A 12,556-nucleotide genomic window follows, 5' to 3' on the forward strand; every position below is an offset into this window, starting at 1 on the left:
CAGTGCCCCATTCCGGGCCGGACACACGGATGGGGCAGGAGGGTCGTTGAGTGGAACCGCACGAGAATGACGAGGCGACGCCGAGCACTATGCTGGGCGAACTCATGCGGTACGCACGGGAGGAATCAGGACTTTCACTGCGCACGCTCGGCGAGGAGATCCACTTCCCCTACGGCTTCCTCGACCGCGTGGAACGCGGGGAACAGGAAGCCACGGAAAACCTGGTCAAGCAACTGGACAGCCACTTCAGAACCGGCGGCCTGTTCACCGGCCTCTTCAATATGGCGCAGGACGCACTCATCGGCGACGCCGATATCGAGGCGTGGGCTGCTGCGCGGATCAAGCGCCAGCGCATCTTCGAACGTGAGGAACCGCCGCTCTACGAAGCGGCACTGAAGCGCCCGCCCCTCAGCAAGCAGGTCATGTCCGGCCAACTCGCGCATCTGACGCAGATGACCCATAAGGCACACATCGCGATTCAGGTGCTTCCTTTCAGTGAGGGCCTGCACCCCATGCCGGCGGCAGCCTGACACTCCTCTCACTGAAGCACAGAGCGCGGTTGGACTTGTCGAGAGTGCCGAGGGAGGTCGTCGAGTACGTCCAACTGTTCGAGATGGCCTGCTCGAAGGCGCTGCCCAAGGACAGTCCCCGGAAGTGATCCGCGGCTACGCGAAGGAGTACGACGATGAGGGCTGACATCTCCCGTTTCTCCGGCGCCGTTTGGCGCACCTCCACCTACAGCGGCTCCGAGAACCAGAACTGCGTCCAGGTGACCGACGGCGTCCCGGGCATCCTCCCCGTACACGACAGCAAGCAGCCGGAAGGCCCCGTACTGGTCTTCGGCACGGACGCCTGGGGCTCGTTCATCTCCACCCTCGCCTGACCGCGCGGCGGCCGGCCGCGCCCCCTCGTCGACCACGGTCCCCGCCCGTTCCGGCACGCTGCCGGCCCGGGGCCGGGTGGCTCTACAGGCCGTCGGGCAGTAGCCGGAAGGCGTGGTTACCGGTGAGTGGGGTGACGGCTCTGAAGTCCAGGCGGTCGAGGGTCAGGATGATCTCGGTGTCGAACGCCTCGGCCAGGACGACGTTCACGGCGTCGGTCAGGTCCAGTCGCAGGGCCGCGTAGCGGTTCTGGACCACGCGGGCCCTACGCAGCGTCTCGGCGGACAACTCGGGGATGGCCACGCGCCCCGTGCGTTCCTGGGCCAGCAGCCAGTCGTTCACCGTGTACGCGGCCCTGCGGTCGACGTTGCGTGTGGTGATGTGCTCGATCTCAAGGATCACCAGCGGTGACACCACGGTGAGCGCCGCCTCCCGCATCGCGGTGCGGGCGGCTTTGTGCTCGGGGTCGGAGGTGTTCAGAGCGGCGACCAGGCCGGAGGTGTCCCCGACGACGATCACTCGGCGTCCGCCACGCCGTCCGAGACCGCTCGGTCGACCTCCTCGGCCGTGACGGGCCCGCCGAAGTCCAGGAGCGGAATGTCCCACTCCTCGCCCCAACGCCGGGTACGGAGGGCCGCGAGATGGAACGCCTCCCGGAAATACTCCGACTCCGGCCGCCCCTCCCGCGCCGCCGCCTCCTTGATCAGCGCGAGGTCCTCCTCGTCGACCATGACGGTCGTCTTCTTCAAAGCCATATGGTTATGGCACCTCAGCCATAACCAGCCCTTTTTAGACAGATGCCCAGATCTCGCCCCGTTCGCCCCATGCGCCGGTAGGCACCCTCGACGATCCGCTCGGAGCGCTGGCCGAGGTCCGTGATGTCCAGCGCGCGCACGGCCGGGGAGCGGTCCTCCGGGTCGATGTGTTCGATATTCCGCCGCAGTTGTCAGCGGCGTCGCGCCACGTACGCGGTGTTTTGCGTAACGTGCGTTTGGCGCCCGAACAGGTCGACCTGGTGCTGGACGCAGGCCACGTCTCCGGGGATGCCGCGTTGGCTGGCGCGGTGCCGCCGATGCTCGACGCGTTGTACTGGGCCCGGAAGGCCGCGTGGCGCAATGTGGTGGTGGCGGCAGGGGCTTTTCCTCGTTTTCTGCGGAAGCTGATGCGAGGGATTCCCAATCGGGTGCATCGCTGGGATGCCGCCTTGTGGCGCAAGGTGGCGAGTGAGACCGACGGCAGGCCACCGCACTTCGGCGACTACGGTGTCAGCCACGCGGCCATACCCCGGCGTGGTCGCGGCAGTATCCCCAACATCCGGTACACGGTTGGCGAGGACTGGCAGGTCTACGTGGCCCGTCAGACGCTTCCGGGAACGACGACCTCTTCACCATCGCGCGGGAGCTCCTCCGGTCGGAGCACTGGCCCGCGAGTGGGGAGGCCACTTCGTGGGGAGACGCCGAGCTGGCGAAGTGTGCGCGCGGAGAGCGGCCGAAGGCGGGCAGCGGAGCGGAATGGCGAGCCTGGGCCACCTCGCACCACCTGGCGGTCACCGCGGAGGCACTGCGAACCATGGGTCAGCCATAACGCGTTGCGGTGTGCAGGGCCTGAGCTGTCGCGGCCGAGCCGCTGGCGCCGGCCGGCCTCTCCCCGGCCGGCCACCGAGGCCGCCCCACCAGGCACCGGGCAAGGGGACTACGGGGAAGCCGCCAGGTCCTGGGGTGCCGGGCCGGCTGTGCTGGCGCGGATTTTCAGGGCGGTGCGCAGGACCACCGTGCGCAAGGGGGTGTTGGTGCCGCCGATGCGTTCCTGGAGGAGGGTGGCGGCGGTGAAGCCGAGGTCGTAGGACGGTTGCTGCACGGTCGTCAGGCTCGGGTGCACCAGCGCGGCCCACGGCACGTCGCCGAACGACAGCACGCCGAACCCGGGCGGCGTCTGGCCCGCTTCGCGCAGCGCGGTCAGGGCGCCCACGGTCATCAGGTTGTTGGCGACGAACACCGCGTCCGGCGGGGTCTCCATCGCGAGCAGATCGGCCATGGCCGCCCGGCCGCCCTCCACCTTGAAGTCGGCGTGCCGCACCCAGGCGGTCAGCGGGTCTCCGGTGGGCGGTGCGGGCACGCGGCCGTCGTGCAGGGCGGTGCGCAGCACGTCGCGGTAGCCGGCGAGGCGTTCCTCCGAGGTGGAGGTGGCGGCGGGGCCGGTGATGCAGGCGATGCGGCGGTAGCCGCCGGCCAGCAGGTGTTCGGTGGCGGCCTCGCCGCCGTGCTGGTTGTCCACCAGAACGGCGTCGACCGGCGCGTTCCTGGGGCGGCGGTCCACCGCGACGACCGGCATGCCGCGGGCGGCGAGCGCGGACAGGTCGGTGCGGTCGCGGGACGCGGCGGCGACGATGACGCCCGCCATCTGCTCGGCCAACGCGATGCCGAGGTAGCGGCGTTCCTTCTCGATGTCCTCGTCCGTGTTGCACAGCACCACCGACAGGTTGGTCTGCTGCGCCGCGTCCTCGACGCCGCGGGCGAGGGCGGTGAAGAACGGGTTCTCGATGTCCGGGATCAGCAGCCCGATGACGCTGCCGCGCTGCTTGCGCAGCGACTGGGCGACGCGGTTGGGCGAGAAGCCGAGATCGGCCGCCGCGCGCCGCACGCGCTCCGCGCGCTCCGGGGTCACCCGGCCGCCGTTGAAGACGCGCGAGACGGTGGCGGGCGAAACGCCCGCCGCCCGGGCCACGTCGGTGATGGTCGCCATGAACTGTCCGAAACCTTCCGCATCTCATCCGGGGAAGCCCGCTGCGTGACCCTTGACACGCTCCGGGGCCGAGCCTAAGTTCACGTGAAAAGGATTTCAAGCGAGTTATGCGCCACCCTGGGTGGGATGGCCTACTTGCACCCCCCTGATGACTCACCTGGTGAAGGCAGTGCAGAGCCATGCGTGAAATCGATTCCAAGACTGGCGAGGTGACGGCCCGATGACGTTCACCGGACTCGACGGCCTGGCGCGCCGCAGCCGTGCGGTGACCCGGTCCATCAGCGCCGAGAACCCGACCGGCGCCAAGGGCGCGGGCGGGATGGCCACCGAGGGCACCGGCGCCCGGGCGGCGAGCCTGCTCGGCCAGGGCTGGAAGGTGTCCCCCAGCATCGAGATCCCGGCCGGTGAGACGGCCACCCTCGCCGACATCAGCGGCCCGGGAACCATCCGGCACCTGTGGTGCACCACCGCCCCGCACCGGGCCTGGCGGAGCACGCTGCTGCGGATGTACTGGGAGGACGCGGCGGAGCCCGCGGTCGAGGTGCCGCTCGGCGACTTCTTCTGCAACGGGTGGAACGCCTTCAGCCAGGTGTCGTCCGTACCGGTGGCCGTGAACCCCAACGGCGGGTTCAACGCGTACTGGCCGATGCCGTTCCGCCGCGCCGCACGCATCACCCTGGAGAACCTTTCGGCCGAAACGGTCACTCTCTACTACCAGATCGATTACGAACTGCCGGAAGACGGCGGCGACCTGCCGGAACCGAGCTGGTTCCACGCCCAGTGGCGCCGCAGCCATCCGGTGCCCGAGGGGCGGACACACACCATCCTGGACCGGGTCCACGGCGCGGGTCACTACGTCGGCACGTACCTCGCGTGGGGCGTCAACAGCCCCGGCTGGTGGGGCGAGGGCGAGCTGAAGTTCTTCCTCGACGGCGACGACGAGTTTCCCACGATCTGCGGTACCGGCACCGAGGATTATTTCGGCGGCGCCTGGAACTTCGACGTGCCGGGCCAGGGCTACACCGCCTACACCACGCCCTACCTGGGCCTGAACCAGATCCTGCGGCCCGACGGCCTCTACGCGAGCCAGCAGCGGTTCGGGATGTACCGCTGGCACATCCCCGACCCCGTCCGCTTCGCGGCGGACCTGCGCGTCACCGTGCAGAGCCTGGGCATCGGCCCGGGACACGGCAACGGCCTGCCGCACCGGTACCGGCCGACGAGCGACGACATCGCGTCCACCGCCCTGTTCTACCTGGACGCGCCGGAGGAGCCCGCCTCCCGCCCGCCCGCGCCTGACCTGCTCGCCCTCGAAGTGGACTGACCGAGGAGACCGGACGAGCCCCGACGACACCTGACGCCCCCCGACACCCGACGAAGGACAGGAGCACGGGACATGCTCCAGGACGACAACGACGTCGCGCCCACGCCCTCGCCCGCGCCCTCCCGCCGCCGCTTCCTCACCGGCGCGGCGGGGGCCGCCGCCGGGCTCGCCGCGGCCCCCGCCCTGCTCACGGGCTGCGGCTCGGCCGGCGCGAGCGGCGACACCCTGCAATTCTGGAACTTCTACGCGCCCTCCAACTCGCCCGACCCCGCGGCCAATCGCCAGTCGCAGTGGTTCGTCGAGCTGATCGACACGTGGAACGCCACCCACTCCGTGCAGATCGAGCTGGTATTCGTGCCGCAGGGCACCTACCGCGGCGGGGCCAAGCTGCCGTCCGCGTTCGCCGCGGGTGACGGGCCCGACATCTTCCTGCTGAGCCCGGGCGACTTCCTGCGGTACTACAACGGCGGCGTGCTCGCCGACCTCACCCCGCACATGGCGGCCGAGGCCATCGCGGACTACGGCTCCGCGCTGGAGAGCCGCACCGTCGACGGCAAGGTGTACGCCCTGCCGATGGAGATCGAGCCGCTGGCGATGTTCTACGACGTCGCCGCCTGGGAGTCCGCGGGCCTTTCCGAGGGCGATATCCCCACCACCTGGGACGAGATGCTGGACGCCGGCGACAAGCTGCGCACCGGCACCAGGGCCGGGCTCGTCTTCGACACGCCGCCCGGCTACTACCAGAACTTCACCTGGTACCCGTGGATGTGGCAGGGCGGCGGCGAAGTGCTCGCCGCGGACGGGAGCGTGGCCTTCGACTCCGCCGCGACCCGCCAGGCGCTCCGGCTCTGGCAGCAGGCCGTCGAGTCCGGCATCGCGCCGCGCACGCTGCCCGCCGCGGGCGACGCGGTCAGCGCGTTCGCCGCGGGGAACGTGGCGATGTGGCAGCAGGGCATCTGGCAGGTGGCCAGCTTCGGGGCCTACGCGCCGGACTTCCGCTACGGCATCTTCAAGCTGCCGGTGCCGCCGGGCGGCGAGTACACCACCGCGCTCGGCGGCTGGTCGTTCTGCGCGAACGCCCAGGGCCGCAACGCCGAGGCGGCCGCCGAGTTCTGCGTGTGGGCGCTGGGCTCGACGAAGGAGGACTCCATCGAACGCATGGTCACGTGGTGCACCGACGTCAAGACCGACATCGCGCCGCGCGCGTCCGCGCTGGAGCTGGGCGCGGCCCGCGGCGGCTATGACTTCTGGGCGATGAAGGCGTTCCGGGACGACATCGCGCCCGGCGGCCGGGCCGAGCCGCGTTACCCGCCGGTCGTCTACAAGGCGGTCTCGGACGCCATCCAGGGCACCATGCTCGCCGGCCGCGACCCCGCCGACGAGGCCGAACGCGCCGCGCGCGCCATCGACGCGTACACGCGCAGTTACGAGGGGGCGAGCATGATATGAGCAGGACCACCGCCCCGGCCCGCACGCCGGAATCCGCCGCCGCTCCCCCGCCCGCGCCGCCGCCCGGCCGGCGGCGGCTGGGCCGCAAGCACCGCGAATGGCTCGCCGCCGGACTCTTCCTCGCGCCCGACGCGATCGGCCTGCTGATCTTCGTGGGCCTGCCGATGGTGCTGTCCATCGTCCTGGCCTTCTACCAGGTCAGCGGCTTCGGCTCCTACACGTGGGTGGGTCTTGGCAACTACGAGCGGATGATGAACGATCCGCTGTTCTGGGACTCGCTGAAGATCACCGGAATCTACGTCGTGGTCCTCGTCCCCGTGCTGTTCTGCGTGAGCCTGGGCCTCGGCCTGCTGGTGAAGCAGAAACTGCCGGGCATGTCCGTGTACCGCACGGCCCTCTTCCTGCCGTACGTCGTCAGCCTGGTGGTCGTCGGCCTGCTGTGGAAGTTCATGCTCGACGAGCAGGTGGGCGTGGTGAACCGCGCCATCCGGAGCCTCGGCTTCGAGGGCAGGTCCTGGCTCGGCGAACCGTCGCTCGCCCTGGCCGCGCTCATCGCCGTCATGGTGTGGGTGTCCATGGGCTACTACATGATCATTTTTCTCGCGGGCCTCCAGGACATCCCCCGCGAGTACTACGAGGCGGCGCGGATCGACGGCGCGGGCGGCTGGACCACCTTCCGCACCATCACCTGGCCGCTGCTGCGGCCCACCAGCTTCTTCGTTCTGCTCATGTCCACCGTCGCCGCCATCACCGGCGGCCTCGACCTGATCTTCGTGCTGACGAACGGCGGGCCGGCCAACGGCACTTCGCTAGCCATCTTCTACATCTACCAACAGGCTTTCGTCTTCGGCGAGTACGGGTACGCCGCGGCGATGGGCTCGGTGCTCGTGCTGATCATGCTCGTCTTCTCCGCCGTGATCTTCGCAGCGACCAGGGGCGGGAGGTTCGACGATGACCGCTAAGGCCACAGCCAAGAAGCCCGTCAGCAGCCGGACCGCGTTCACCGCGCTCGCCGTCCTCGTCTCACTGGTATCAGTCTTCCCCGTCTTCTGGATGGTGACGTCCGCCTTCAAGACCCGGGCCACGGTCAACGACGGCAACCCGCTGCCCACCGACTTCACGATCCAGAACTTCGTCTACGTCTTCACCGAGGTGCCGTTCGTCCGGTACCTGTGGAACAGCTTCTTCGTCGCCGCCGTCATCACGGTCGTCGCGCTGCTGTTCCACTCGATGGCCGCCTACGCGCTCGCCCGGCTGCGCTTCCCGGGGCGCGAGGTGGTCTTCACGCTGATCTTCTCCACGCTGCTGATCACCGCACCCGTGGTGCTGATCCCGCTCTTCCTCGTCGCCCGCGAGCTGAACCTGCTCAACAGCTACGCGGGACTCATCATCCCGGCCATCTTCAACGCCTTCGGCATCTTCCTGCTGCGCCAGTTCTACCTGGGCTTCCCGCGCGAGATCGAGGAAGCGGCGATCGTCGACGGCTGCGGACACTGGCGGGTCTACTGGAACATCGTCCTGCCCATGTCCAAGCCGGTGCTCTCCGCCCTGGCGGTCTTCTTCTTCCTCGCCAACTGGAACGCGTTCATCTGGCCGCTGGTCGCCGTCAACGACCCCGACCTCACCCTCGTCCAGCTCGGCATCTCCTCGTTCATGACGGAGTACAACTCCAACTGGAACTACATCCTGGCCGCGGCCACCATCGCCGCGCTGCCCATGCTCGCGCTCTTCTTCGCCTTCCAGCGCCAGATCGTCGAATCCATCAAGACCTCAGGGATCAAGTAACCCGCCCGTACCACCCGCCAGGGAGGAAACGTTCCATGGCACGCATCGGCCTGCTCTCCATCTCCGACGGCCGTGACTTCGTCCACCGCGACGTCACCGACCACATCGCCCGCGCCGGCGCCGATCTGGCGGCCGTGCTCCGCGCGGCGGGGCACGAGGTGATCACCGCCCCGGAACAGGTCAGCAGCAGCGAACTCGCCACCAGCCAGGCGCGATGGCTCGCCGACCAGCACGTCGACGTGACCGTCTTCCACCATTCGGTGTGGACGTTCCCGCACTTCACCATGCTCGCCGCCGACGCGACGCCGGGGCCGCTGCTGCTGGTCGCCAACATAGACCCGCAGTTCCCCGGCATGGTCGGCATGCTGGCCGGCGGCGGCGGCCTCGACCAGATCGGCCGCGTCCACGCCCGCGCCTGGGGCGACCTCGCCGACCCCGGCGTGCGCGACCGCATCCTCGGCCACGTGCGCGCCGGAGCGGCCGTGTCCGCGCTGCGCGGCGCCACCTTCGGGCGCATCGGCGGCCGTCCCATGGGCATGTACACCGCGGTGGCCAACGCCGACCAGTGGATGCGCCAGTTCGGCGTGGACGTCGAGGAGATCGACCAGTGGGAGATCGTCCGCCGCAGTGAGAACGCCGACCCGGCCCGCGTCACCGCCGCCCGTACCTGGCTCGAACGCCACGCCGCCGGCGTGCACTACGACGGCGACCGCCTCACGCCCGAGCTGCTGGAACGGCAGATCCGCAGCTACTACGCGATGCGCGAGCTGATCGACGAGTGGAACCTGGACTTCTCCGGGATCAAGGGCCAGCCAGAACTGACCACCCACTTCTGCACCATGGACGTCGCCGAGGCGTTCCTGAACGACCCCTACGACTGGGAGGGCCCCAAGGAGACCCACGTCACCGCCACCGAGGCCGACATGGACGGCGCGCTCACCATGCAGCTGCTGAAGCTGCTGAGCGGCGACCCCGTGCTGTTCGCCGACGTGCGGCACTACCACGCCGACCGGGACGTGTGGGACCTGTGCAACTCCGGCCAGCACGCCACCTGGTACGCCGCCCGCTCGGCCGACCCGGCCGAGAACCTCTCCCGCGTCAACTTCCACCCCGAGGTCTTCTACTTCCCGGCCGGCGGCGCCTCCGTCCAGCACCTCGCCGCGCCAGGCGACCTCACGTTCGCCCGGCTCACCCGGGAGGACGGCGCGTACCGTATGCACGTGATGCGCGGCGCGTTCGAGACGTACGACGAGGAGACGAACGAACGGCTGATGCGGGCCTCGACCTACGAGTGGCCGCACGCGTTCGCCCGCCTCGACGCCCCGGCCGAGGACTTCCTCGGCCGTTTCGGCTCCAACCACATCCACGCCGTTCCCGGCGACTACACCGGTGAACTGCGCGCGGTGTGCCGTCTGCTCGGCATCCGTTACGACGGCTTCGGCGCCGCGGCATGACGCTGCTGCTCGGTATCGACATCGGCACCTCCGGCTCCAAGGGCGTACTGGTGCGCGACGACGGCGCGCTGGTCGCGCAGGCGGCGCGCGAGCACCCGACCGCGACCCCGGCGCCCGGCCGGTTCGAGCACGACGCGCAGGCGGTGTGGTGGGCCGACTTCGCCGCCCTGACCGCGGAGTTGCTGGCCGCGGCGCCCGCGGGGGAACGGGTCGCCGCCGTCGGCGTCAGCGGCATCGGCCCCTGCCTGCTGCCCGTCGGCGCGGACGGCACGCCGCTGCGGCCCGCGATCCTCTACGGCGTGGACACCAGAGCCGGCCGGCAGATCGCGGACCAGCGGGACCGTTACGGCGAACGGGAGGTGCTGCGGCGCTGCGGCTCGCCGCTGACCAGCCAGGCCATCGGGCCCAAACTGGCGTGGGTGCGCGAGGCGGAGCCCGCGGTGTGGGCGCGCACCCGCCGCTGGCACATGGCCAGTTCATACCTCGTGCACCGGCTCACCGGCGCCTACGTGCTCGACCACCACTCCGCCAGCCAGAGCACCCCGCTGTACGACCTGCGGGGCGGCGGCTGGATCGAGGAGTGGTGCGAGGAGATCGCCCCCGGCGTCGAGTTCCCGCGCCTGGCCTGGCCCGCCGACGTCGTCGGCGAGGTGACGCGGGAGGCCGCGGCGGCCACCGGCCTGCCCGCGGGCACGCCGGTGGTCGCGGGCACGGTCGACGCGTGGGCGGAGGCCACGGCGGCGGGCGTCACCGCGCCGGGCGACCTGATGCTGATGTACGGCACCACCATGTTCCTGGTCGACGTCGTCACCTCGCCCGTGCCGGGACCGCACCTGTGGTCGACGCGCGGCACGTTCCCCGGCACGTTCTGCCTCGCGGGCGGCATGGCCACCTCGGGCGCCGTCACCGGCTGGCTGCGCGAGCTGACCGGCGCGGACTTCGGAACGCTGGTGACCGAGGCGGCGGCCACGGGGCCCGGCGCGGAAGGGCTCGTGATGCTGCCGTACTTCGCGGGCGAACGGACGCCCCTGTTCGACCCGGACGCGCGCGGCCTCGTTCTCGGCCTCACGCTGCGGCACGGGCGCGGGCACCTGTACCGGGCGGCGCTGGAGGGGACGGCGTTCGGCGTGCGGCACCACCTGGAGGCGATGGCCGCGGCCGGCGGCGACGTGCGCCGCCAGGTCGCGGTGGGCGGCGGGGCCAGGGAACTGTGGACGCAGATCGTCTCGGACGTCACCGGGCAGCCCCAGGACGTGCCGCGGCACACGGTGGGCGCGGCGTACGGGGACGCGTTCCTCGCCGCGGTCGGCACCGGACGGGCGGCGCCCGGCGACATCGCCGCCTGGAACCCGGTGGAGCAGACCGTGCACCCCGACCCGGCCACCGCGGAGGTCTACGACGAGCTGTACGCGATCTACCGCGGCCTGTACCCCGCGACCCGGAACGCCGCACACGCCCTGGCGGCGCGGCAGTTGAACGACGCGGGCGGCTGTCCGAGCCAGGACCGGAGCTGACCCGCGTCGGCACGCCGGACGTGACGGACGTGACGGACGTGACCGACGTGACCGACGCGCCGGACGTGACGGACGCGGCGGACGCGGTGGTCGGCATGTGGGCCGCGGTCGGGCTGAAGACGTCCCCGGCCGCGTAACGCCCGTCAGAACCCCGGCACCTCCCGCGCCGAGGCCGACGGCCCCGCCGCGCCGGACAGAGCCGGAGCGCCCGGAGCGCCCGGGGCGGCGGGCAGCGGGAGGCGGGCGGCGACGCGGAAGCCGGGACCGGCATTGGCCGCGGTCAGCTCGCCGCCCAGCGCCCTGGCCCGTTCGCGCATACCGGCGATGCCGCTGCCCTGCGCGTCCGGGGCCGGGTCCGCGCCCCTGCCGTCGTCCGTGACCTCCACCCGCAGCTCGCCCGGCGCGAAGGCCACCCGGATGGCGGCGCTGGTGGCCTGCGCGTGGCGGGTGATGTTGGTCAGGGACTCCTGGATGATCCGGTAGGCCGCGAGCGAGATCTGCGGCGGCACGACCGGCGGCTCGCCGGTGCTCTCGAACGCGACGTCGAGGCCGGTCGCGGCGGCGCGGTCGGCCAGCTCCCCGATACGTTCGAGCCCGGCGGGCGCGGGAACGGTCGGGACGCCCTCGTCGACCGCGCGCAGCACGCCGAGCGTCGCGCGCAGCTCGCGCAGCGCCTCCTTGCTGGTCTCGCGGACGAACTCCAGCGCGCCGAGCAGCTCCTCCGTCTGTCCCGGCCGCTTGGCGCTGCGGTGCACCGCGGCGGCGGCCTGGACGTTGATCAGGGAAATGCTGTGACCCAGCACGTCGTGCAGCTCGCGGGCGATCCGCAGCCGCTCCTCGGTGGCCGACTGCCGTGCGCGGACGTCCCGTTCGCGCTCGGCCGCGAGCACCCGCTGCTCCGTCTCGTGCAGGTACGCCGCCCTGACCCGCATGGCGTGCCCGAACGCGATCACGCTCAGGAACCAGCCGCTCATCAGCGCGATGCCCATGTTGTTGACCTCGCGGCGGCCGTCGTCGGTCGCCATGACGAACTCGCCGTAGCCGATGAACAGCATGGCGACGACCACCAGGGCCGCCACGGCCGTCATGTACCCGGCCCGCGCGGCCGAGTACAGCGCGATGACGAAGCAGACGATCGGCGTGAGGCCGTCCACCTCGGAGAGGGGAAAGAAGACCATGCTGACCAGCAGGATCGCCGCGGCCACCGGCACCGGCCAGCGGTGGCGCAGGGCCAGCGAGAGCCAGGTGAGGGAAATCAGCACCCGGCTGCCGACCGCCGCGCCCCACCCGCTCTCCGCGACGAAGAACAGCACGCCGATGTCGCCGAGCATGATCAGCGCGGCCAGCTGCACAGCCCGATCCCGCCGGAACACCTGCGCGAATGAGGCAAACATGGCTACCAGAGTA

Annotated in this window: 13 protein-coding genes and 1 pseudogene; 10 read left to right on the plus strand and 4 right to left on the minus strand. The window is 70.8% G+C overall.

Going from position 1 to position 12,556, the window contains the following annotated elements; all coding sequences use genetic code 11:
• The first annotated feature begins 50 nt into the window (after positions 1-50).
• Positions 51-530, plus strand: a complete 480-nt coding sequence (locus RM779_RS05545; RefSeq protein WP_311616340.1) for a helix-turn-helix domain-containing protein — start codon at positions 51-53, stop codon at positions 528-530.
• Between the two features lie 155 nt (positions 531-685).
• Positions 686-883 carry a DUF397 domain-containing protein gene (locus tag RM779_RS05550; RefSeq protein WP_311616342.1) on the plus strand — a complete coding sequence of 66 codons (198 nt, stop codon included), beginning with the start codon at positions 686-688 and terminating at the stop codon, positions 881-883.
• An 82-nt stretch (positions 884-965) separates the two neighbouring features.
• On the opposite strand, the gene RM779_RS05555 is transcribed toward RM779_RS05550, so the two are convergent.
• Positions 966-1,400, minus strand: a complete 435-nt coding sequence (locus RM779_RS05555) for a PIN domain-containing protein (protein WP_311616344.1) — start codon at positions 1,398-1,400, stop codon at positions 966-968.
• Positions 1,397-1,636: a ribbon-helix-helix protein, CopG family gene (locus tag RM779_RS05560; RefSeq protein ID WP_311616346.1), complete on the minus strand. Its 240-nt coding sequence runs from the start codon at positions 1,634-1,636 to the stop codon at positions 1,397-1,399. Before RM779_RS05560 ends, RM779_RS05555 begins: the two co-directional genes overlap by 4 nt.
• Before the next feature lie 50 nt (positions 1,637-1,686).
• Here RM779_RS05560 and RM779_RS33645 point away from each other — a divergent pair.
• Both RM779_RS33645 and RM779_RS33650 read left to right on the plus strand, forming a co-directional pair.
• Positions 1,687-2,223, plus strand: a pseudogene (locus RM779_RS33645) (beta family protein); the annotation flags it as partial.
• On the plus strand, positions 2,217-2,465 hold the full coding sequence (locus tag RM779_RS33650; protein ID WP_394813230.1) for a beta family protein: 249 nt from the start codon (positions 2,217-2,219) through the stop codon (positions 2,463-2,465). The pseudogene RM779_RS33645 and the gene RM779_RS33650, both read left to right, overlap by 7 nt.
• A gap of 108 nt (positions 2,466-2,573) precedes the next feature.
• Here RM779_RS33650 and RM779_RS05565 read toward each other — a convergent pair whose 3' ends face one another.
• Complete coding sequence (locus RM779_RS05565) at positions 2,574-3,623, minus strand: LacI family DNA-binding transcriptional regulator (protein WP_311616348.1); 1,050 nt, start codon at positions 3,621-3,623, stop codon at positions 2,574-2,576.
• 220 nt (positions 3,624-3,843) lie between these two features.
• Here RM779_RS05565 and RM779_RS05570 point away from each other — a divergent pair, with 220 nt between their 5' ends.
• The 6 genes from RM779_RS05570 to RM779_RS05595 all read left to right on the plus strand — a co-directional run bounded on the left by RM779_RS05570 (position 3,844) and on the right by RM779_RS05595 (position 11,149).
• Complete coding sequence (locus tag RM779_RS05570; protein WP_311616350.1) at positions 3,844-4,947, plus strand: glycoside hydrolase family 172 protein; 1,104 nt, start codon at positions 3,844-3,846, stop codon at positions 4,945-4,947.
• Positions 4,948-5,019: 72 nt separating this feature from the next.
• Positions 5,020-6,396 carry an ABC transporter substrate-binding protein gene (locus RM779_RS05575; protein WP_311616352.1) on the plus strand — a complete coding sequence of 459 codons (1,377 nt, stop codon included), beginning with the start codon at positions 5,020-5,022 and terminating at the stop codon, positions 6,394-6,396.
• On the plus strand, positions 6,393-7,358 hold the full coding sequence (locus RM779_RS05580; protein WP_311616354.1) for a carbohydrate ABC transporter permease: 966 nt from the start codon (positions 6,393-6,395) through the stop codon (positions 7,356-7,358). Before RM779_RS05575 ends, RM779_RS05580 begins: the two co-directional genes overlap by 4 nt.
• Positions 7,348-8,181: a carbohydrate ABC transporter permease gene (locus RM779_RS05585; protein WP_311616356.1), complete on the plus strand. Its 834-nt coding sequence runs from the start codon at positions 7,348-7,350 to the stop codon at positions 8,179-8,181. The genes RM779_RS05580 and RM779_RS05585 overlap by 11 nt, the downstream gene beginning before the upstream one ends.
• Before the next feature lie 35 nt (positions 8,182-8,216).
• The gene (locus tag RM779_RS05590; RefSeq protein WP_311616358.1) at positions 8,217-9,635 is read left to right on the plus strand and encodes an L-fucose/L-arabinose isomerase family protein; all 1,419 of its coding nucleotides are present in this window, start codon (positions 8,217-8,219) and stop codon (positions 9,633-9,635) included.
• Positions 9,632-11,149, plus strand: a complete 1,518-nt coding sequence (locus RM779_RS05595; RefSeq protein ID WP_311616360.1) for an FGGY-family carbohydrate kinase — start codon at positions 9,632-9,634, stop codon at positions 11,147-11,149. The genes RM779_RS05590 and RM779_RS05595 overlap by 4 nt, the downstream gene beginning before the upstream one ends.
• 143 nt (positions 11,150-11,292) lie before the next feature.
• On the opposite strand, the gene RM779_RS05600 is transcribed toward RM779_RS05595, so the two are convergent.
• Positions 11,293-12,543 carry a sensor histidine kinase gene (locus RM779_RS05600; RefSeq protein WP_311616362.1) on the minus strand — a complete coding sequence of 417 codons (1,251 nt, stop codon included), beginning with the start codon at positions 12,541-12,543 and terminating at the stop codon, positions 11,293-11,295.
• Positions 12,544-12,556: the final 13 nt, after the last annotated feature.

Origin of the sequence: Streptomyces johnsoniae (assembly GCF_031845565.1) — a bacterium.
GTDB lineage: Bacteria > Actinomycetota > Actinomycetes > Streptomycetales > Streptomycetaceae > Streptomyces > Streptomyces johnsoniae.